Source organism: Streptomyces sp. NPDC018045 (assembly GCF_044327445.1).
In the GTDB taxonomy this organism is placed as follows: Bacteria; Actinomycetota; Actinomycetes; order Streptomycetales; family Streptomycetaceae; genus Streptomyces.
In genome coordinates this window covers 132,060-155,789 of sequence record NZ_JBIRFL010000009.1, presented here as the reverse complement: position 1 = coordinate 155,789, position 23,730 = coordinate 132,060, and the positions used below count along the sequence as shown (strand labels likewise).

5 protein-coding genes are annotated in these 23,730 nt (G+C 71.4%); 4 read left to right on the top strand and 1 reads right to left on the bottom strand.

The window, feature by feature from the left end:
• Positions 1 to 2: 2 nt before the first annotated feature.
• A complete protein-coding gene (locus tag ACH4EB_RS22050) occupies positions 3 to 18,938 on the bottom strand; it encodes an amino acid adenylation domain-containing protein (RefSeq protein WP_398349246.1) in 18,936 nt (6,311 codons plus the stop codon).
• Between the two features lie 324 nt (positions 18,939 to 19,262).
• Here ACH4EB_RS22050 and ACH4EB_RS22045 point away from each other — a divergent pair, with 324 nt between their 5' ends.
• From ACH4EB_RS22045 to ACH4EB_RS22030, 4 genes are read left to right on the top strand one after another with little or no spacing between them, the layout of a single operon-like run.
• Positions 19,263 to 20,453 (top strand): LeuA family protein, encoded by a 1,191-nt coding sequence (locus ACH4EB_RS22045; RefSeq protein ID WP_398349245.1) that lies wholly within the window; start codon positions 19,263 to 19,265, stop codon positions 20,451 to 20,453.
• The gene (gene leuC / locus ACH4EB_RS22040; RefSeq protein ID WP_398349244.1) at positions 20,450 to 21,895 is read left to right on the top strand and encodes a 3-isopropylmalate dehydratase large subunit; all 1,446 of its coding nucleotides are present in this window, start codon (positions 20,450 to 20,452) and stop codon (positions 21,893 to 21,895) included. Before ACH4EB_RS22045 ends, leuC begins: the two co-directional genes overlap by 4 nt.
• Positions 21,892 to 22,530 carry a 3-isopropylmalate dehydratase small subunit gene (leuD, locus tag ACH4EB_RS22035; RefSeq protein WP_398349243.1) on the top strand — a complete coding sequence of 213 codons (639 nt, stop codon included), beginning with the start codon at positions 21,892 to 21,894 and terminating at the stop codon, positions 22,528 to 22,530. The genes leuC and leuD overlap by 4 nt, the downstream gene beginning before the upstream one ends.
• Complete coding sequence (locus tag ACH4EB_RS22030; RefSeq protein WP_398349242.1) at positions 22,527 to 23,702, top strand: pyridoxal phosphate-dependent aminotransferase; 1,176 nt, start codon at positions 22,527 to 22,529, stop codon at positions 23,700 to 23,702. Before leuD ends, ACH4EB_RS22030 begins: the two co-directional genes overlap by 4 nt.
• Positions 23,703 to 23,730: the final 28 nt, after the last annotated feature.

The following is a 23,730-nucleotide window of genomic DNA, read 5'->3' as shown; positions in this document are numbered from 1 at the left end:
CGTCACTCCTCGGTCATCCTGCGCAGGCGCGGCCTGCGGGAGGCAGCCATGTCCGTCCACTTGGCCGTCAGCCCGGCGACCGTCGGGGACTCGAATACCAGCCGGATCGGCACTTCCACGCCCAGTGCGGCGCGGATCCGGGCGATCAGCCGGGTGGCGAGCAGCGAGTGCCCGCCCAGCAGGAAGAAGTCGTCGTCGATGCCGACCCGGTCCACGCCGAGGACCTCGGCGAACAGCTCCGCGAGGGCCTGTTCCCGTGTGGTGCGCGGCGGGCGGTACTCGTGCACCGCGTCGAACTGCGGGTCCGGCAGCGCCTGCCGGTCCAGCTTCCCGTTGGGGGTCAACGGCAGCGCGTCGATCACCGTCACCACCGCGGGCACCATGAAGTCCGGCAGCCGCTCGGCGGCGAAACGCCGTACCGCGGCACCGTCCATTGGCTCGGCGCCTTCGACGGGTGCAGCGGACCGGACCGGTACGACATACCCGCCCAGATGCTTGCCGCCGCCCATCGCGAGGTCTCGGGCGACCACCACCGCCTGTGACACCCCCGGGTGGGATGCCAGGACGGCCTCGATCTCACCCGGCTCGATGCGGAAGCCTCGCACCTTCACCTGGTCGTCGGCGCGCCCCAGGTACTCCAGCACCCCGGCCGGGGTCCACCGCACCCGGTCACCGGTGCGGTAGAGCCGGCCGCCGCCCGGTCCTGTACCGAAGGGGTCGGGCACGAACCGCGTCGCGGTCAGCGCCGGCCGGCCGAGGTACCCCCGGGCCAGTCCGTCGCCCGCCGTGTACAGCTCACCCGCCACTCCGGGCGGAACCGGTCGTAACCACCCGTCCAGCACGTACATCCGGACGTTGCCCAGCGGACCGCCGATCGGCACCGAGCCGGAGCCTTGGGTGCCGCCGGTGTCCGGGACGGTGTACGCCGACGCGTAGAACGTTTCGGTGGGCCCGTATCCGTTGACGATCCGGACGCCGGGCAGCGCGGCCCGCGTGCGGTCGACGACCACCTGGGTCAGCGGCTCACCGGCGAAGACGACGGTCTCAGCGGTGACCGTGGTGCCGAGATGGTGCAGCAGCTCGTCGAAAGCGGAGGGCACACCGGACAGTACGCCGCCCGACCACGCCTCGCGTTCGCCGAGCGCCAGGATGTCGCGGACCACCTCCACGCTGCCGCCGGTGCACAGGGCGACGAAGACCTCGAAAACCGAGACGTCGAATGCGATCGAGGTGCTGGCCAGTACCCGTGGGGCGGCGCCCGGCCCGAGCAGGGACGCCATCGTGCTGACGCTGTTGACCATGTTGGCGTGCGTCATGGCGACACCCTTGGGCATGCCGGTGGATCCGGAGGTGTAGATCACGTAAGCCAGGTTGCCGGGACGCAGGGCGCCGGTGCGGTGGGCGTCGGTGGGATCCGGGGCCGCATCTCCGCCTGTCCCGGCATCGAGCAGCTCCTCCTCGATCAGCAGCCGCGGTACCGCCGTCGTGGGGACCTTGCCCGCAGTGGCCCGGTCGGTCAGTGCGGCCACCGGCGCGGCATCGGTGAGCATCAGCCGCACCCGGTCCGCTGGATAGGCCGGGTCGACGGGCATGTATGCGCCGCCGGCCTTCAGCACCGCCAGCATCGCCACCACCAGTTCCGCCGACCGGGGCAGCAGCAGCGCCACCCGCCGCTCCGGGCCGACACCGTGCTCGATGAGCCGGTGCGCCAGCCGGTTCGCCCGCGTGTTCACCTCCCGGTAGGTCGACGTCGCTCCGTCGAAGACCACGGCGACGGCGTCGGGTGTGGCGGCGGCCTGCCGCTCGAACAGTGCGGGAACGGTCAGTGCCGGTACCGGCTCCCCCGTGTCGTTGACCTCGTGCAGCAGCCGGTGGCGTTCGGCCTGCCCCAGCGTGTCCACCAGCCGGACCGGCAGGCTGGGGTCCGCCGCCAGGTGCCGCAGCACTCGCCCGAGGCGGGCCGCGATGTCCTGCGCGGCGTCCCGGTCGAACCAGGTGTCCTGGTACTGGAGTCCCACCCGCAGGTAGGGAGAAGCGTCGGCCGCCACCATCAACGGGTAGTGGGTACCGGTCAGCGGGCGGATGCCCGTGATGGCGATGCCCGCGGAGGTGTGCGCGTCGGTGAGTCCGACGCGGTCGACCGGAAAGGACTCGAAGACGACGAGGGTGTCGAAGAGGTTACCCAGCCCGGCCGCTTCCTGGATGTCGGTCAGCCTGTGGGAATGGTGGTCCAGCAGAGCGGCCTGCCGGGCCTGGAGGCCGGTCAGCAGTCCGGCCAAGGTGTCCTGGGGTGCGCACCGCACGCGTACCGGAACGGTGTTGATGAACAGACCGACCATGGAGTCGGCGTCCGCCACAGCGGGGGGACGGCCGGACACAGTGGCACCGAACACCAGGTCCTGGCGTCCTGTCAGCTGTCCCAGCACGATCGCCCAGGCACCCTGCACCACGGTGTTGAGCGTGATGCCCAGCTCGGCAGCACGCCGGGACAGTTCCCTGGCCACGTCCGGTGGCAGGGCGACCTCGACCTGCCCGGTCCCCTTCTGTGTCACCCCCGGGCGGGCATCGGGAACCAGCGTCGTCGGCTCTTGGAGGCCGGCGAGTTCCTCCGCCCAGGCCCGCGCCGACTCCTCGTGGTTCCGCTGCGCCAGCCACGCGAGGAAGTCCCGGTAGCTGCGGGTGCGTGGCAGCACCGAGGTGTCCGCGCGCGTGCCGTAGAGCCGCAGCAGATCCTGCATCAGCAGCGGCAGCGACCATCCGTCGAACAGGGCGTGGTTCGCGGTGAGGACCAGCTCCGAGCGGTCGGGGCCCATACCGACCCAGGTCATCCGCAGCAGCGGGGGGACGGCCGGATCGAAGTGGGCCATCCGGTCCTCGGCCAGCAGCCGCTCGAACGCCTCCTGGCGTTCGTCCTCGGCCGGCTCACTCAGGTCGAGCTGCCGCCACGGCAGTTCCAGGCCCTCCAGCACCAGCTGCACCGCGTGCCCGGACGCATCCGTGACGAACGCGGTCCGCAAGGCGGCGAACCGATCCAGCAGGGCCTGCCCCGCCGCCCGCATCCGCGCCGGATCCACCGGGCCGACCAGGTGGAACACCAATTGCATGTGATACGGGTCGGACACGGTGTCGGCCAGCATGCTGTGGAAGAGCATGCCGGACTGCATGGCACTCAGCGGCCAGACGTCGGCCACGCCCGGGTACCGCTCCTCCCACTGGTCGATGTCGTACTGGCTGACCGACACCAGTGGCAGATCGGACGGAGTGAGCCCACCGGCTCCGGGCCGGGCGACATGCCGGGCCAGTCCCTCCAGCGCGGCGCACCACAGGTCCGCCAGCCGGCGTACCTCTCCGCTGGAGAGCACCCCGGTGGGGAAGGTGAACACCATGGACAACTGCGGTCCCTGGCCGGTGTCGATGACGACCGCGCTCACTTCGAGGGCGGACATCACCGGCATGTCCGCGTCGGGCGTGGGCGCGCCGATCCCGGGCACAGCGCTCCAGCCCGGGCCGCCCACCGTCTCGGGCATGTCGGACGAGGTGAACTGACCGAGGTAGTTGAACCCGATCTGCGGCTGCGGGCAGGCCGCGAGTTCGGGCCCGGTCCGCGGGTTGAGGTAGCGCAGGAGTCCGTAACCGATCCCCTTGTCCGGGATCGCCAGCAGCTGTTCCTTGACGGACTTGACGAGCGTGGCCGCCCCCTCGCCGCCGCCGAAGACCTCCTCGGCGTCGGTCCCGCCCACTTCCAGGCGGACCGGGAACATGCTGGTGAACCATCCCAGCGTGCGGGAAAGGTCGGCGCCCGGGACCACCTGCTCCTCCCGGCCGTGCCCTTCGATCCGCAGCAGGACCGAGGTGTCCTCGGTCCCACGCCATTGCGTGACGGCGAGCGCCAGCGCCGCGAGCAGGCCGTCGTTGACTCCGCCGTGGAAGGCCGCGGGGACCGTGGTCAGCAGGGCTTCGGTCGTCGGCACTGGCATGTCGGCCCGTACGGTGTCCACCGTGGACGTCACGTCCACTGCGGGCTCCAGCCGCCGGGAGCCGATCACCGGGTCCGGCCCGCCGAGCTGAGCTCGCCACACCGGCAGTTCGGCCTCCCGGCCGGGGCGGTTCGCCTCTTCCACCAGTGCGTGGGACCACCGCCGCGCCGAGGTCGCCACCCCGGGCAGGAGGGCCGTCCGTCCGTCGCACACCCGCTCCCAGGCGGCGGCGAAGTCCGGGAGCAGGATTCTCCACGACACCCCGTCGACCACCAGGTGGTGCAGCGCCACCAGCAGCCAGCCGGGGCCCGCGTCGTGCCGGAGCCAGACGAACTGCGCCATGACACCGGCGGCCGGGTCGAGCCGACCGGCGGCCGCATCCAGCTCCTCAGCCACCCGTCGCTCCCACACATCAGCCGGTTCCCAGTCGGCGACCCTCACCCGCAGGGCGACGCCCACCGAGCCCGGCGCGCTCACGACCAGGCCCTCCCCTGGCTCGGTCACCAGGCGGGACCGGAGTACGTCGTGGCGGTCGACGACCGCGGACACCGTCGCCAGCAGCCCGTCCCAGTCGATGCCCTTCGGCAGGTCGAGAGCCATCGCCATCGAGAATCGGTCCCGGCCGCCACTGAGTTCGAGCAGATGCCGCGCGGCGGGCAGGTGCGGCATCCAACCGGTGCCGCCGCCGTCCAGCTCCGGCAGGCCCCGACCTGCGCTCGGTGTCCCGTTCACCGACGCGGACTCGGCCAGCCCGGCCACCGTCCGGCATTCGAAGACCTGCCGGGGCGTGATGTCCACTCCCTTGGCCCTGGCGCGGGTCACCACCTGGATCGAACGAATGCTGTCGCCGCCGATGGCGAAGAAGTCGTCGTCGATCCCGACCTCGGCCAGGCCGAGCACCTCGGCGTACACCTCGGCCAGGATCTGTTCCTGGGCCGATGCGGGCGCACGGTAGGTGGTACCGGTGAACTCCGGCTCGGGCAGGGCGGCCCGGTCCAGCTTCCCGTTCGCGGTCAGGGGCAGCCGGTCCAGCACGACGAACGCCGCGGGCACCATGTAGTCGGGCAGCCGAGCTGCGACGAAGCCGCGCAGTTCCCCTGCCGACACACCGGCTGTCAGGTCGACGCTGCCGGCGGACGCGGCCCCGGCCGGGACCACGTAGCCCACCAGATGCTTGCCGCCGGTCCCGCTCTCCGTGGCGATCACCGCGGCCTGGGCCACTCCGGGGTACGCCGTCAGGGCTGCCTCGACCTCGCCGGGTTCGATCCGGAACCCGCGCACCTTGACCTGCGCGTCCGCCCGGCCGGCGTACTCCAGTTGGCCGGCCCGGTTCCACCGCGCGAGGTCGCCGGTGCGGTACATCCGCGCCCCCTCCGGGCCGAAGGGGTCCGGCACGAACCGCTCGGCGGTCGGTCCGGGTCGGCCGTGGTAGCCACGGCCGACCGGCCCGGAGACGTACAGCTCGCCGACCACGCCCGTGGGCACGGGGGCCAGCCCGGCGCCGAGCACGTACATGCGCATGTTGGCCAGTGGACGCCCGACCGGCACGGTGTCCGTGTCCCACTCCGCTTCGTGCGCGGGCACTTCGAAGGCGGCGGCGTAGAAGGACTCGCTCTGCCCGTAGGCGTTGATCAAGCGGACGCCGGGGAGTGCGGCGCGTACTCGCCGCACCAGCCCGGAACGCAGCGCCTCACCGGCGAACACCACCGTGTCCACGGTGATCCGGTCGGCGATCCGCTCGACCAGATCGGCGAAGACCGACGGGACCGTGCTCACCACTCCGCCGCTCCAGCCGCCCCGTTCGTCGAGCACCAGCACATCCCGTACCAGCTCGACGGTGCCGCCCGCGCACAGGGTGGTGAACAGCTCGAACAGCGAAACGTCGAAGTTGACCGAGGCGCCCGCCAGCATGCGGGTCGTCCGCGTCACACCGGTCGCCTGGATCAGTGCCAGTACGCCGTTGGTGACGCTTTCGTGGGTGATGCCCACTCCCTTGGGCGTACCGGTCGACCCGGAGGTGTACATCAGGTACGCCAGGTTCTGCGGGTTCACGGCCGCCCGGGGGCGGTCGGGCTCACCGTACAGGTCGTCCAGGTAGCGGCGGGGAGTGTCGTCGTGCGGCAGCACTTCCTCGGTGGCGGGGTCGGTCAGGAGCAGCCGCGGACGGGCATCGGCCAGCACATGCCCCAGCCGGCCGCTGGGGTACGCCGGGTCGATCGGCAGGTAGGCGCCGCCGGTCATGAGGACGGCCAGCAGGGCGGCCACCAGGTCGGTGGTGCGTGGCAGCGCGACGGCCACCAGCGACTCGGGCCCGATCCCCGCCCTCCCGAGAGCCTGGGCCAGGCACCCGGCTCGCGCGGCCAGTTCCCGGTAGGTCAGCTCCATGTCGCCGCACACCACCGCGACAGCGTCCGGCGTTCCGGCGGCCTGCCGGTCGAACAGGTCCACCACGGTCAGCGCGGGCAGCGGCACCGCGGTGTCGTTGACGTCCCGTACCAGCCGGCCCCGTTCGCCCTCGCCCAGGATGTCGACGGAGCCGACCCGAACGGCGGGGTCGTCGACGACCTGGCGCAGCACCTGGACGAACCGGTCGGCGAGCCGCTCCACGGTCTCCTGGTCGAACAGGTCCGTGGCGTACTCGAAGACGCCGAGGGCACCACCGCCGACCGGGTCGGGGGTGAGGTTGACGAGCAGGTCGAACTTGGCGGTGGCGGCCGGGACCGGTTCCTCCTCGATCCGCAGTCCGCGCAGGTCCAGGTCGAGCGGGGCGGTGTTCTGCCAGGCGAACATGATCTGGAACAGCGGGTGGTAGGCGGTGGACCGCTCGGGGTTGATCAGCTCCACCAGGCGCTCGAACGGCGCGTCCTGGTTGTCGTACGCCGTCGTCGCCTTGTCGCGCACCTGGTCCAGCAGCTGCGCGAAGGACGGATTCCCGGACAGCCCCACCCGCAGGACCCAGGTGTTGACGAAGAAGCCCACCAGGTCCGCCAGCGCCTCGTCGGTACGGCCCGCGATGGGCGAACCGATGGTGACGTCGTCGCCACCGCCCAGGTGGTGCACCAGTACGGCCAGCGCGGCCTGCAGCACCATGGAAGCCGTCGCCTCACCGCCGCGCGCCAGCTCCGCCACCCCGGCCATCACGCCGGGATCGATGGTGAAGCCGACCCGGCCGCCACGGTGACTGGCCGCCGGCGGCCGGGGCCGGTCGGTGGGCAGGGCCAACGGGGCCGGTACGTCGGCGAGTTCCCGCCGCCAGTAGTCGGTCTGCTGGGCCAGGATGCTTCCGGGATCGCTCTCCTCACCCAGCAGCCGCGACTGCCAGAGCGTGTAGTCGGCGTACTGCACCGGCAGGTCTTCCCACTGAGGCGGCCGCCCCTCGCACCGCGCCGCATAGGCGGCCGACAGGTCGCGGGTGAGCGCGGCGGCCGAGCCGCCGTCGGCGGCGATGTGGTGAATCACCAGCACGAGGACGTGCTCGTCCGCGGCGCGGCGAAGCAGCCGCGCACGCAAGGGGACATCCACGTACACGTCGAATGCCTCGGTGACGAGTCCGGCGACCGTGCCGGGCACCTCGTCTTCGGTGACCAAGAGAACCGGCAGATCCAGTGGCACCTGGCCGGCGGGCAGCACCCGCTGGTACGCGACACCGTGCTCGTCCTCGGCGACCAGCGTCCGCAGGCTCTCGTGCCGGCCCAGCAGGTCGAGCAGCGCGTCGCGCAGTGCCGCCACGTTCAGCTCGCCGTGGAGCCGCACCGCCAGCGGCAGGTTGTAGGTGGCAGACGGACCCTCGAACCGGTCGATGAACCACAGCCGCCGCTGCGCGAACGACAGGGGGATCCGCTCGGGGCGTTCCACCCGCGTCAAGGCAGGCCGCCGTAGCCGTTCCCCCGCCACGAGCCGGGCCGCCAGCCGTGCGACCGTCGGTGCCTCCAGGACAGACCGGATCGGGACCTCGGTGTCCAGCTCCGCCCGGATACGGCCGACCAGCCGGGTGGCGAGCAGCGAATGCCCGCCCCGTGCGAAGAAATCGTCGTCGACGCCGACCCGGTCGACGCCGAGCACCTCGGCGAACAGCTCCGCCAGGGCCTCTTCCCTCCGGGTCCGCGGGGCCCGGTAGACGGTGCCGGCGAACTCCGGCTCCGGAAGGGCCCGGCGGTCCAGCTTCCCACTGGGGGTCAGCGGGAACCGGTCCAGGACGACGACGCCCGAGGGCACCATGAACGCGGGCAGCCGCGCCGCGACGAACGCCCGCAGCTCGTCGGCGGACGCCGGGGCGCCGAGCACCACGTACGCCACCAGCCGCACGGTGCCACCCGTCGTGCGGGGGACGACGACGGCCTGCCCGACTGCCGGATGCGCGGCGAGCGCGGCCTCGGCCTCGGCGGGCTCGATCCGGTAGCCACGGACCTTGACCTGCGCGTCGGCGCGACCGGCATACTCCAGCTCGCCGTCACCGTTCCAGCGGCCGAGGTCGCCGGTGCGGTACATCCGCGCCCCCGGAGGGCCGTACGGGTCCGGTACGAATCGCTGCGCGGTCAGTCCGGCGCGGCCGTGATAGCCCCGGCCCGTGCTCGCCCCGGCGACGTACAGCTCGCCCGTCACGCCCTCGGGAACCGGCGCCAGCGTGGGGCCGAGCACGTACACGCGCACATTGCCCAGCGGCGTGCCGATCGGCACGGAGCCGGTCGGCGGCCCGTCCTGATGGGCGGGCACGGTGAACGCGGTGGCGTAGAAGGTCTCGCTCTGCCCGTAGGCGTTGATCACCCGTGTTCCCGGGAGCGCCTGCCGGGCCTGCGGCACGAGCCCGGCGGGCAGCGCCTCGCCCGCGAAGACGACGGCGTCGGCGCTCACCCGGCCGGGCAGCCTGTCCGCCAGTTCGGCGAAGGCCGAGGGGACGGTGCTGAGCACGCCGCCCGCCCAGCTCTCCCGCTCGCCGAGCACCAGGACGTCGCGGACCACCTCGACGGTGCCGCCGGTGGTCAGCGTCGTGAACATCTCGAAGACCGATACGTCGAAACCGATCGACGTTCCGGCGAGCATCCGCCACCCCGCGGGCACACCCAGCCGGTCCACCATCTGCGCCACGCCGTTGACCACGTTGCCGTGGGTGATCACGACGCCCTTGGGTGTCCCGGTCGAGCCGGAGGTGTACATGAGGTAGGCCGGGTTGTCCGGCCGTGCGTGGTGTGCCGGATCGGTGGCCGTGGTCACGGCGAGTTCGTCGGGCCGGGCCCGGGGGATGCCGGGGCACGGTAGGACCGCCGCTGTGGAGGCGTCGGTGAGGATCAGCCGCGGTCGGGCGTCATTGAGGACGAAGTCCAGCCGTGTGCCCGGGAATTCGGGGTCGACGGGCAGGTAGCTGCCGCCCGCCTTCAGCACCGCCAGAATCGCCACGACCAGGTCCGCCGAGCGGGACAAGGCCACGGCCACGACGTCTTCGGGCCGCACGCCGTGCTCGATCAGGCCGTGTGCCAGTCGGTTGGCCCGGGCGTCGAGTTGCCGGTACGTCAGCGTCGTCGTCTCGTCCACGACCGCGACGGCCGCGGGGGTCTGCGCGACCTGCCGTGCGAAGAGATCGGGGAGCGTCACGGCAGGGACGGGCGTGACGGTGTCGTTGTACGCGTGCAGCAGGCGCTCTCGCTCCCCGGGCGCCAGCACGTCCGCCTCGGCGACCGGTCGGTCCGCCGCGCCGGTGAAGAATCGCAGCACGCGGGCGAACCGGGCCGCGATGGCCTCGGCCGCTTCCCGCTGGAAGAGACTCTGCCGGTACTGCAAGGACAGGCGCAGGTGCGGATCGGCGGCGGCCATCACGGTCAGCGGATAATGGGTGACGGTGAACGGGCGGATGCCGGTGACCTCGATGCCGGCCGCGGCGTTGGCCTCGCTGATTCCGACCCGGTCCATGGGGTAGGACTCGAAGGCGACCAGCGTGTCGAAGAGGGTGTCCAGTCCCGTCAGCCGGTGGATGTCGGTGAGCCCGTAGTGGTGGTGCTCCAGCAGAGCGGCCTGCCGGTCCTGAAGCCGGGACAGCAGCCCGGCCACGGTGTCGGACGGTGCGCACCCTACGCGTACGGGCACGGTGTTGACGAACATCCCCACCATCGCGTCGGCTCCCGCGACGGCGGGAGGCCGGCCGGAGACCGTGGCGCCGAACACCACGTCCTGTTGCCCGGTCAGCATGGAGAGAAGCAGCCCCCAGGCGCCTTGCAGGACCGTGTTGACCGTGACGCCCAGTTCGGCGGCGCGGCGGGACAGCTCCCGGGAGTCCGCTGCGGACAGGGGGACGTCCATGTGTCCGATCTCGGCCGTGGCCGGTACGGCCTCCGGTGCTCCGGACGCCGTTGCCTCGGGCACCGCCGGGCCGGACGCCGTACGCGCGACGAGCAGCGTCGGCTCCTCGACCCCGTCCAGCTCTTCGGCCCAGACGTCCTCGGCCTCGTCGCGGTCCTGGCGGGCCAGCCACTCCAGGAACAGTCCGTAGTCGCGGTGCCGTGGCAGTGCCGAGGGGTCGCCCCCGGTGGCGTAGAGGTGCAGCAGCTCCTTCATGAGGATCGGCAGGGACCAGCCGTCGAACAGCACATGGTGTGAGGTGAGTACGAGTTCGGCGCGGTCGGGTCCGGTGCGGATCAGGGTCAGCCGCAGCAGGGGCGGCGTGTCCAGCGCGAAGTGGCTCGCGAGGTCCTCGGCCAGGAACCGCCCGAACGCCTCGTCGCGTTCGGGGGCCGGCAGGCCGCGCACGTCGATGTCCTGCCAGGGCAAGGTGATCCCGTCGACCACGATCTGCACCGGCTCGCCGTTCGCGGCGCTGACGAACCCGGCCCGCAAGCCGGCGTGCCGGTCCAGCAGCGCCTGACCGGCCGCCCGCATCCGTTCGGGGTCGACCTGTCCCGCCAGGTGGAAGACCAGCTGGACCTGGTAGGCATCGAACGACGGGCCGGCCAGCGAGGCGTGGAAGAGCAGCCCCGACTGGAGCGGGGTCAGCGGCCAGATGTCGGAGAGCCCCGGGTGGCGGGCCTCCCACCGGTCGATTTCGCGCTGGCCCACCGCGACCAGCGACACGTCCGACGGCGTGAGTCCGCCGGCGCCGGGCGAGGCCGCGTGGCGCGCGAGTCCTTCCAGCGCGGCCTGCCATGCGTGCGCCAGCTCCCGTACCCGGTCGCGAGCGAGGACACCGGTGGCGAAGGTGAAAGTGGCGCTCAGGCGCCGGGCGCCGCCGTCGCCGGTGACGCAGGCGGTCACATCCAGCGCGGACATCATCGGCTGGTCCGCTGCCGGCGGCGCCATGATGCCGCCCGCTTCGGGAGCGGGTGCCCACCCCAGGCCACGCACCACCTCGGGCAGGTCTGCGGCGGAGAACCCGCCGAGGTAGTTGAACGTGATCTGCCCGGCCGGGTACGGGTCCAGTTCCGCCCGTGTCCGGTGGTTCATGTAGCGCAGCAAGCCGTATCCGATGCCCTTGTCGGGGGTCGCGAGCAGCTGTTCCTTGACGGACTTCATCAGGTCACCGGCCGCCGGGCCGCCGGAACGGACCTCGTCGGGGTCGTGGGCGCCGGCGTCGAGCCGAACAGGGAACATGCTGGTGAACCAGCCGACCGTGCGGGACACGTCGGCGCCCGGAACCACCTGTTCCTCGCGGCCGTGGCCTTCGAGGCGGATCAGGACCGAGGGGTCGTCGTCCGCCCGCCACTGCCGGACCGCGACGGCCAGCGCGGCGAGCAGCCCGTCGTTGGCACCACAGCGGAAGGCCGCGGGCAAGCTGGTGACCAGGAGCCGGGTCACTTCGGCGGACAGCTCGACCCGGACGCTGTCCCCGGTGGACATGAGGTCGATCGCGGGGTCCAGCGGACGCGTTCCCAGCAGCGGATCGGTGCCGGACAGTACGCCCTTCCACAGCGCGCTTTCCGCCTCCCGGCCGGGCCGGTGGGCCTCTTCGGTCAGGGCGTGCGCCCAGCGCCGTACGGATGTGGTCTGCGGCGGCAGCTCGACGGCATGCCCCTTGCTCACCTGTCGCCACGCCGTGGCCAAGTCCGAGCTCAGGATCTGCCATGCCACACCGTCGACGACCAAGTGGTGCAGGACGACCAGCAGCCGGCCCTGGCCCCGGGGAGAGCGGAACCAGACGAACCGCGCCATATGCCCGGCCGTCGGCTTCAACAGGTTCGCCGCAGCGCGCAGCTCTCGGGCCAGCACGCGATCCCAGTCGGCGCCGGACCAGCCACCGTCCCAGGTGATCCGGCGGATCAGGCCGTCCACGGCCACAGGGTCGCCGACGACGAGCCCGGCCTCGGGTTCGACCACCAGCCGGGACCGCAGCACCGGGTGGTGGTTCAGCACCGCGGTCAAGGTCGTCGACAGGCCCACCGTGTCGATGCCGTCCGGCAGTTCCAGCACCGTGCTCTGGCAGAACGCATCGCAGTTTCCGCCCAGTCCGAGGACGTACCGCGCGATGGGGGCCAGCGGCATCCACCCCAGGGCACCGCCGTCGAGCTCTTCCAGGGCCGCGCCCCGGCCGTCGGCGGCCACTCCGGCCACCTCGGCGAGCCGCGTGACGGTCCGGCACTCGAACACCTGCCGGGGTGTGATCTCGATCCCGGCAGCCCGCGCGCGGACCGCCACCTGGATGGACCGGATGCTCTCGCCGCCCACCGCGAAGAAGTCGTCATCGGCTCCGACCCGGTCCAGGCCGAGCACTTCGGCGTAGATCCGTGCGAGGGCCGTCTCCGTCGCCGACGACGGTACCCGGTAGGTCCTGCCGGTGTGTTCCGGTTCGGGCAGGGCGGACCGGTCCAGCGTCCCCGCCGCCGTCACAGGCAGGCTGTCGAGCACCACGATCACGGCGGGCACCATGGAGTCGGGCAGCCGCCGTGCCACGAACGCCCGCACCTCCCCCACCGTGACGCCGGCGTTCAGATCGACATCGACGTCACCGATGCTCACCGCGCCGCCCGTGTCCGCGGGTCCGACGGGAGCGACATAGGCCACCAGCCGCTGCTCGCCGAGGTGGTCCGCTCTGGCGACCACCGCGGCCCGGGCGACACCCGGGCAGGCGAGCAGGGCGGCCTCGATCTCGGCGGGGTCGATCCGCGCTCCGCCGATCCGCACCTGGACGTCGGCCCGCCCGGTGAATTCCATCCTTCCCGACCGGTCGTAGCGCGCCAGGTCGCCGGTGCGGTACATGCGCGAGCCCGGCGGGCCGTATGGATCGGGCACGAACCGCCGCGCGGTCAGCCCCGGGCTGCCGTGGTAGCCACGAGCGACGCCCGGTCCGGCCACGTACACCTCACCCACTGCGCCAGGGGGCAGCGGGGTGAGGCCCGGGCCGAGCACATGGGCCCGGGCGCCGTCGATCAGCCATCCCGCCGGTACGACGGTGTCCTGGTCCGCAAGGGCCTCGGTGAGGTCGAGGTGGCTGACCTGCCCCGTCGTTTCGGTGCTGCCGTAGGTGTGCACCAGTGCGGGCGCGCCGGGCAGCCGGCTCGGGTGCCAGCCCTGGAGCCCGGTCGGATCGGTCTCCTCGCCGTCGAGGAAAACCCAGCGCAACGCCGAGCTCAGGCCGTGCTCGAAGGAGGCCTGGGCGGACCGGGTCAGCTCGTGGAAGCCGGAGGGCACCATGCTGAGCACCGTGACCCCGTCGCAGACAACGAGATCCCAGAACGCCTCCGGGGACCTCGCCACGTCGCGCGGCACGACCACGGCCCGGCCACCGTGCAGCAGGGCGCCCCACAGCTCCCATACCGAGACGTCGGAGGCGGGCGAGTGACTCCAGGTCCATACGTCGTCCGGGCCGAAACCGCACCGGGCCCGCGCCCCCGTGAACAGGGACAGGACGCTGCGGTGGGTGAGAGCGACGCCCTCGGGCCGCCCCGTCGGGCCGGAGACGTACAGAAGACAGGCCAGTCCGTCCGGCCGCGCCGGGCACGGAACGGCGTCGGGGTGACCGTCCTCGGGGCGGACTTCCTCCGTGATCAGGAGGTGGGGCAGGTCGCCGCGGGGCAGCACCGCCAGGGTCTCCTCGTTGGTGAGGATCACCCGTGGGCGCGCGTCGGACAGCACGAACTGCGTGCGGGCACTGGTGTCTTCAGGATCGACCGGCAGGTAGACGCCGCCGGACTTGAGCACCGCCAGCAGCGCCACGGCCAGCTCGGCTGAGCGTGGCAGGGCGACCGCCACGACCGTCTCCGGACCCACGCCCTGCCGGGTGAGCTCGCGGGCCAGGAGGCCGGCGCGGGTGTCGAGCTCCTGGTAGGTCAGGGCAGTCCGGTCGGCGAGCACGGCGACGGCGTGCGGTGTCGCGGCCACGTGCCGCGCCAGTTCCCCGGGGAGTGTCGTCCCAGGAGCCGCTGTGCCAGGGACGGGTGCCACCGCTCCGGTGTGCCCCTCGGTGAGCCGGTTCCACTCACCGGCGTCCAGCACGTCGACGGTACCGACCGGCCGTGCGGGGTCGCCCACGACCTGCCGCAGGGCCCGGACGAACCGTCCGGCCATCCGCTCGACGGTCTCCCGGTCGAACAGGTCGGTGGCGTACTCGATCCCGCCCCGCAGGCCCTGCCCATCGGGCTCGGGTCCCAGGTTGAACAGCAGGTCGAACTTCGCGGTGCCGGTGGAAGCCACGCTCCACTCCGCCCGTACGCCGGCGAGCTCGAAGCCCGGCAAGGTGTCCTGCCAGGCGAACATCACCTGGAACAGCGGGTGGTGGGCCAGTGACCGGTCCGGGTTGATCAGCTCGACCAGCCGGTCGAAGGGCACCTCCTGGTGATCGTAGGCCGCCAACGCCTTGTCACGCACCTGCTCAAGGACCCGTGCGAACGGCAGGTCCCCCGCCACGCGCACTCGCAGCACCCAGGTGTTGACGAAGAACCCGATCAGATCCGCCGACGCCTCGTCGGTACGGCCCGCGATCGGCGAACCGATGGTGATGTCGTCACCGCCGCCCATCTGGAACAGCAGCACGGCCAGGGCGGCCTGCAGCACGATGGAGGCGGTCACGCCGTGCTCGCGGGCGAGCTCGTCCACCTGGGCGGACAGCTCCGGCCCGACGGTGAAGTCGAGCAGGTCGCCGCGATGGGTGGCCACCGGCGGCCGGGGACGATCCACCGGGAGCGGCAACGGTTGCGGGATGCCCGCCAACTCTCTCTCCCAGTACGAGCATTGATGGGCCAGGAGGCTCTCCTCGCCGGGTTTCTCCGCCAGCAACCGGCGTTGCCACAGCGTGTAGTCGATGTACTGCACCGGCAGCTCCGGCCAGGTGGGAGCGTGTCCCGCGTGCCGGGACGCGTACGCGGCCGCCAGGTCCCGCCCCAGCGGCACCACGGACTCGCCGTCGCCCGCGATGTGGTGGAGCACCAGCACGAGCACGTGGTCCCGGTCGGAGAGGCGCAGCAGGTCGGCCCGCACAGGGAGGTCGCGGGCCAGGTCGAAGAGACGGGCCGCCGACGCGGTCACGGCTTCGGTGAGCGCGGCGGGTGACACGGGCACGACCGGCATACCGACCACGGCCTCGGAAGCGGGAACCACCCGCTGGTACGGGACGCCCTGCCCGTCCTCGGCGATCAGGGTCCGCAGCGCCTCGTGCCGGGCGACCACATCACCCAGCGCCGCGGTGAGCGCCGCCACGTCCAGATCTCCGGTCAGGCGGAACACGGCCGGGATGTGATAGGTGGCCGACGGGCCCTCGAACCGGTGCAGGAACCACAGGCGCTGCTGCGCGTACGACAGCGGCACGGGGTCCGGGCGCGGCATCGGCTCCAGGGGCGGGCGCACCGGCGCGCCGGTGTCGAGCCGCTCCGCAAGGCCGGCGACGGTGGGTGCCTCGAAAACCTGGCCGATGGAGATTTCGGCCCCCAGCTCGGCGCGGACCTGGTTGACCAGCCGGGCGGCGAGCAGCGAATGCCCGCCCAGCAGGAAGAAGTTGTCGTCGATGCCGATCCGGTCCAGCCCGGTCAGCTCGGCGAACATACGGGCCAGGGCCTCTTCGCGTGGCGTCCGGGGTGCCCGGTACGTCTCGGTGCCGGCCTCGGGGTCGGGCAGCGCTGCACGGTCGAGCTTGCCGTTGGGGCTGACCGGCAGCCGGTCCAGCAGGACGACGGCCGCGGGCACCATGAATTCGGGCACCCGTCGTGCCAGGAATTCACGCACTTCACCAACGGTCAGGGAGTCAGCCGGTGCCGCGTAGGCGACCAGTTGCCTTCCCCCTCCGGCGCCGGGGTCCTCGCGGGCGACGACCCCGGCGGCAGTGACGTCCGGGTGGGTCTCCAGCACCGCCTCGATCTCCCCGGGTTCGATGCGGAACCCACGAATCTTCACCTGGTCGTCCGCTCGGCCGAGGAAGACCAGCCTGCCCGACGGTGCCAGGGCCACGATGTCGCCGGTGCGGTACATCCGCTCGCCCGCCTCCCCGTACGGGCAGGCGACGAACCGCTCCGCGGTCAGCCCGTGCCGGCCGACGTACCCGCGGGCCAGCCCGGGGCCGGACAGGTACAGCTCGCCGGCACTGCCCGGCGGCACCCTGCGCAGCGCCCCGTCCAGCACATGGGCCCGGGTGTTGTCCGTCGGGAGGCCGATGGGGACCTCGTCGCCGACCGGGTCACCGGCCGTGACCGAATGGCAGGTCGCGGCGACGGTCGTCTCCGTCGGCCCGTAGACGTTCACGAAGGTGGTCGTGGGGCAGGCCCGCACTGCACGCCGGATGGTCGCGGGCAAGGCGCGTTCCCCGCCCGTGACCACGTGGGTCAGCCCGGACAGACACGCGGGGTCGTGCTCGACGATGAGGTTGAGCAGCGCCGCGGGCAGGCAGACCGCGGTGATCCGGCCGCCGGCGAGGATCCCGGTGAGCGTGGCGGTGTCGAGGTCGCCGGGGGGAGCCACGACCACGGTGCCACCGTGCGTCAGCGGCACCCACAGCTCGTACGTCGACGCGTCGAAGGCGTGCGGCGAGCGCAGCAGCACCCGCTCGTGGCCCGAACTCCAGGCCCGGTCCAGCACGAAGTCCACCATGTTCCGGTGTGTCACCCCGATGCCCTTCGGCGCGCCCGTCGAGCCCGAGGTGAACATGACGTACGCCAGCCGGTCCACGGGCCCGCCGCTGCCGGCCACCGCGTCCGACAGCGGGCCCAGGCGGTCCAGGAGCACCGAAGGACAGGTGCTTTCGGGGACGGCACCGGCGTGCTCGGTACGGGTCAGCGCCAGGGCCGGGCGGGCGTCCGACATCATGAGCCCGACCCGCTCGACGGGGTGGGCGGGGTCGATCGGTACGTACGCGCCACCTGCCTTGAGCACCGCCAGCAGTGCCGTCACCAACTCCGGCGACCGGGGCAGCACCACTGCCACCAGGCTGTCCGGACCGACGCCCCGGCGCCTCAGCTCGGCGGCGAGGCCTCCGGAGCGTTCCTCCAGTTCCCGGTACGTCAGCGAAATGCCGTCAGCGGATACGGCGACCGCGTCGGGTGTGGCCTCCGCCTGGCGCCGCACCAGGTCGGGGATCGTCAGCTCGGGGTGGGGCGTTGCGGTGTCGTTGAGCCGGGCCAACAGGTCGCGGTGAGCCGGCCGCAACACCTCCAGGCGGCCTACGGGGAGGTCGGGGCGGTCCACCGCGGCACGGATGAACTCCACCAAATCGCCGCACATCCGAAGCAGGTCGGACCCGGTGTGGAGGGCAGGCGGGGCGTCCATGCGGATGTGCAGGTCGCCGTCTTCGCGCCCGTCGTAGTATGTCGAGATTCCCAGGTCCTCGACGATGCCCCACGATCCGAGGAGGAGGTGCGCCTGGCTGCCCGCAAAATCCAGCGCCTTCACGAAGGGCATCACGTTGACCAGAGGGCCGAACGAGCTGCGCCCCGAGCCGGTCGCCCCCGCGCCGCGCTGGATATCGGAAATGTGGTATTCGGCGTGGCCGAGGAGCACCCGGACGTCCTCGCCCACCGCCGCGGCGATGTCGGTGAAGCTGGAGGACAGCGGGACGCGGGCCCGAATCGGGACGATGTTCAAGGTGAGGCCGGGGGTGCGCCCCAGCGCTCCGCGCCGGTTCTTGACACTGAGTGAGAACAACGGGTCCGACAGTCCGCAGCGGCGCCCGAGGTACACGGCCGCGGCCGCGACCAGGAACGTGGACATCCGTACGCCGATCTTCGCGGCCGCACGCTCCCACTGCGCCGCTTCGGCTCCGGGCACGGAAATCACACGGCTCGCCATCCCGATGGCACCGGCCAGTCCGGCCCAGATGTCCGCCGACTCGCCGCGCTCGCCGGAGTCGCGGCCGAGCGCGCCGGACGCTCCAACGCCTGGGCGGGGTAGCTGCGCAGGAGGCGGCGAGTCCGCCAGGTAGTCCTTCCAGAACTGCGCGTCCTCGGCAAACCGCGGAGATTCGCGGTAGTTCCGGTCTGCTTCGTAGAGCGCCTGCGGGCCCTCGAACCGCGACGGCGGCACCGGCTGCCCGTTGTGGAGCGCCGTGTAGACCTCGGCCACCCGGTGCGACAGCAGGGAAACCACGCCGAAGCCATCGGCAACGGTGTGGTGAAAGATCACGACCAGGAGGCAGCGCGCGGGCGCGAGCCGGACGCTCCCCACCCTGAAGAGCGTGTCGCGGGCCAAGTCGAAGGGTTCGCGCACCAGGTCCGCCAGTAGCGCGCGGGCCGCCCTTTCCGGGTCCTCCTCCTCGCTGACGTCGGCAGTGAACGGCGCCAGTCGCCCAGGGAACGAGATCACCTGACGCAGGCCATCCGCTTCCTCCCGGAAGTTGACCAAGGCCGCTTCGGTCTCGCCGAACACCCTGCGCAGCGCGTCGTCGAGTACACCGAGGTCGACCTCCCCCGCGATATCCCAGAGCATGGTCGGATTGTTGGAAACCTCTGGTGTCATTTTCTGGGCCAGCCACAGCCCTTGCTGCGCTGCTGACACGCCGAACGAAAGCAAAATGGCCGTCCCCTCGGTCCGTCGTAAAAGCCCACTCGGAGCAGACGCAGGCATTCCCCACTCTCCGGGTCGTGCGACCGGCCGGTCAAGGCTGAACAGAATCCACCGCATAAAGTGGTCCGGCGGGCACCTGTCCCGTTGACAGGACAGCTCAACGGGTTATCTCGACGCGCCGACCGGCGGCCCGCCTCGCCTGCCCAGCAGCTCGACTAGTACGGACAATGAAGATCTTGACAGGCCGCGCCGGGCGGAGATAATTTCGCAATTCACTCCCTCAACACTCGTGCGCCGCCGGTTCGCCTTCTCGGAGAGCGGGCGGCGCTCCACCTTTTACTGGAGAGACACCAGCCATGTAACGGAGCATGGAGGTAAGTTTTCGTGCCGACTCACGACGGATTACCGTTGAGAAGAACAAAGATTTTCGACACCACATTGCGCGACGGCGAACAGGCGCCGGGGAATGCGATGCGGCCCCATCAGAAACTCGACATCGCGCTGAAAATCGAGGCACTGGGCGTCGATGTGATCGAGGCGGGTTTCCCGAGTTCCTCGCCGAGTGACCGTCAGGCCGTCCGGCTGATCGCCGACGCCCTGACCTCCGCCCGCGTCGCCACCCTCAACCGGCCTGTACCCGAGGACATCCGCCTCGCCGTCGAGTCGGCCGGCACCGAGCGGCACCATCTGCAGATCATGGCGACCGGCAGTGAGATCCACCTCCGCCACAAGCGAGGCATTCAACAGGCCGAAGCGCAGGATGAGGTGGTCGAGGCGATCGGCTTCGCCAGGTCACTGGGCGTCAGGCACGTGACGCTCGCCATCGAGGACGCCTCGCGCGGCTCCGACGGCCTGCTGCGGCCCCTGATCACCCAGTCGGTCTCGGCGGGCGCGGACACCGTGACGGTCGCCGACACCACCGGCTGCATGGTGCCCGCCCAGTACGGCGGCCTGATCGCCCGTATCCGGTCCTGGATCCCGCCGGAGACCGTGGTCTCCACGCACTGCCATGACGACCTCGGGCTGTCTCTGGCCAACGCCCTGGCCGGAATCGAGGCCGGGGCCGACGAAGTGCAGACCACCCTTGCCGGAATCGGCGAGCGGGCGGGAAACACCCCGCTGGAGGAGCTCATCGCGGTGCTCACGTACAACGGCGAAGCAATCGGCGCCGGCACGTCCGCGAAGACCGAGGGCCTGTACGCCGCGTTCAATCTGCTGTGCGAGGTGATCGGGCTCTCCGCCCCCCGCAACAAGGCCATCTTCGGCACGAACTCCTTCGCCACGCAGGCCGGGATCCACCAGGCCGGGATCCTGCGCGCGCCCCTCACCTACGAGTACGTCGAGCCCGCACGGTTCGGCCGGGAGCGCAAGATCCTGGTCGGCCGGCACTCAGGCCGGGCCGTACTGCGCCATGTCCTCCAGGAGCTGAAGCTGCCGACCGACGAGCGGCTCGTGGACCGTCTCTACGAGGAATACGTCGCACACCGCACCAACGGTGAGTGCATCAGCCTGGCCGACCTGCGGGCGATCATCACCGAGCAGCACGCCACGCGTTCCCGGACGTTGACCCGATGACCACGGAAAACCCGACCGTGGGACGAACGGCCACCGGACGGACGCTGGCCGAGAAGGTCTGGGACGGCCACGTCGTGGCGCGTACTTCCGGCGAGGCGAATCTGCTCTATATCGACCTGCATCTGATTCACGAGGTGAGTTCACCGCAGGCGTTCGACGGCCTGTGCCGGTCCGGCCGCACCGTGCGGCGCCCCGACCTCACCCTCGCCGTCGAAGACCACAATGTCCCCACCGACTCGCTGCTCGTCCTCGACCCCATGGGCAGGGCACAGGTCGAGACCCTGCGGAAGAACTGCTCCATCCACGGCATCGAGCTGTTCCGCCTCGGGGACCGCCGGCAGGGCATCGTGCACGTGGTGGCACCGGAGCACGGGTTCGTCCGCCCGGGGATGTCGGTGGTCTGCGGTGACAGCCACACCTCCACCCACGGCGCGTTCGGCGCCCTGGCCTTCGGCATCGGAACAACCGATGTGGAGCACGTGCTCGCCACCCAGACACTGCCGCTTCCACGGCCGCGCACCCTGGCGGTCGAATTCACCGGAGTGCCGCCCGCGGACGTCACGGCCAAGGACCTGATCCTGGCACTGATCGCACGCATCGGTGCCAACGGCGCACACGGACACGTCATCGAGTACCGGGGCCGGGCCGTCGAACGGCTGTCGATGGAGGGCCGGATGACCCTGTGCAACATGAGCGTCGAGGCCGGGGCCCGTGCCGGGCTGATCGCACCGGACCAGGTCACCTACCGGTACCTGAAAGGGCGTCCGGGGATGCCGGACGGCACCGCCTGGGAGCGGGCCGTGGCCCACTGGGAGACACTGCGCACCGACGAGAACGCCGTCTTCGACAGGGTGGTACGGATCGATGCCGCGACCCTGACCCCGTTCGTCACCTGGGGCACCAACCCGGGCCAGGCGGTTCCCGTCACCTCCCGCGTACCCGCCCCGGAAGCCTACGCCGACGTCCAGGAGCAGGCGGCGGCCCACCGTGCCCTCGCCTACATGGGGCTGACCGCTGGCACCCCGGTGGAGTCGATCGAGATCGACACCGTGTTCGTCGGCTCGTGCACCAACGGGCGTATCGAGGACCTCGAGGCCGCCGCCGCGGTGCTGCGGGGCCGGTCCGTTGCGCCCGGCGTGCGGATGCTGGTCGTTCCCGGCTCCACGGAGGTCCGTCATCAGGCCGAAGGCCGGGGCCTGCACCGGGCCTTCACCGATGCCGGGGCGGAGTGGCGGCTGTCCGGCTGCTCCATCTGCCTGGGCATGAACGCCGACCGGCTGACCGGGCCCGCCCGCTGTGTGTCCACCTCGAACCGGAACTACGAGGGCCGTCAGGGCCTGGGGGTCCGTACGCATCTGGCGTCGCCGGCGGTCGCGGCGGCAACCGCCGTGACCGGAAGGCTGACCGCGCCCAGCTGCCTGCCGCAACAGGAGACCGGGTGAAACCGCTGACCGAACACACGGGGTACGGGGTCGCACTGCGCCGCGGCGATGTCGACACCGACCAGATCATCGCCGCCGAGTACTGCAAGCGGCTGACCAAGAGCGGATACGCGGATGTGCTGTTCGCCGAGTGGCGGAAGGACCCCGCGTTCGTACTGAACCGGCCGGCGGGTTCGGACGCCAGCATTCTGGTGGCGGGCCACAACTTCGGCACTGGCAGCTCCCGTGAGCACGCCGTGTGGGCGCTGCGGGACTGGGGTTTCGCGGTGGTGATCGCGAGCAGTTTCGGAGACATCTTCCGGCGCAACGCGTTCAAGAACGGTCTGCTCGCGGTCGAGTTGCCGGTCCCCGTGGTCTCCGGGCTCGCCGACCGTGTCGACGCCGAGCCCCACGCCGAGATCACCGTGGACCTGGCCGGCCTCGAAGTCCGCTCCGGCGGGCTGCGTCACCCGTTCACCGTCGAAGCGAGGGCACGTCAACTTCTGCTCGAGGGGCTCGACGAGATCGCGGTCACCTCGGCCCAGGACCACGCCATCACCACGTACGAGAGGTCGCGAGAGGAATGGCTGCCCAGCGTACCGGTCACGCCGCTGCGACCGGTGCGCCCGGCCACGGTGGAAGGGCGGCCCGTATGACACAGTTCCCGGTGGCCGCACGCGTCGGCAAGCTGGCGCGCAGCGGTCTGTTCAAGCTGCTCAGTGAGGGACGCGGCGAGCGGGTGGTCGATCTCGCGCTCGGTGTACCCGGTGCGCCCGCGACCCCGCCACGGCTGATCGAGACGGCCTGCGCAGCCCTGCGGGAGGGCAGGAATCAGTACGAGGTGCCGGACGGCAATCTCGAACTGCGGCGCCACATAGCGGCTGCACTGGCTACGCCCGCAGACCCGATCACCGAATTGACGGTCACGGTCGGTGCCAGCGAGGCGCTGTCCGCGGCGGTGCTGGCCACCGTCGATCCGGGCGACGAGGTCATCGTCTTCGAACCGCTCTACGAGAACTTTCTCAGCGCCATCGCACTGGCCGGCGGTATTCCCCGCCCCGTGCGGGTGCACGCGCCGGACTGGCGCTACGACCCCGCCGCATTACGCGCGTCGTTCGGCCCGCGTACGAGGGCGGTCGTCCTCTGTACGCCGAACAATCCCACCGGCCACATGCTCACTCCGCCGGAGTTCGCCGAGATCGCGGAACTGTGCGAACGCTGGAACGCAGTCGTCATCTCCGACGAGATCTACGCCGGACACGTCTATGAAGGAAGGCAGCATGTGTCGACGGCCGACGTGCCCGTCCTCCGCGAGCGCGGCATTGTCATCGGCAGCCTCTCCAAAAGCCATGCGGTCAGCGGCTGGCGCATCGGCTACCTGCGCGCCTGCCCAGCGCTGACCAGCGCCGTTCGCCGGGTGCACGAGGCGGTCTGCGGGGGCGCCGCGACTCCCCTGCAAGAGGCGGCCGCGCGCGCCGCCGCGGAGGAGCCGGATTTCCTCGCACCGCGCTCGGATCTGCACGTCCAGCGGGACCTTGCGACCCGCATTTTCTCCGCCGCCGGTTTCCACTGTTTCCCACCGGACGGCGGGTGTTACGTGATGGCAGACATCCGGCCCATCGCGGATGAGGACAGCGAGTCGCTGGCCTACCGCCTCGTACGAGAGGCCGGGGTCATGGTCGCGCCTGGCACGTTCTTCTACACGGACAGCGCGGCAGGCGCGAGGCTCATCCGTATCGCGTTCAACCGCCGGACGGAAACCCTCGACGAAGCCGGGGGCCGCCTCGCGGCGTACCGCCCGCCCGCCCACACCCGATCGTCTCGATGAGGCGACCCACCACCAGGCATTGCGAAAA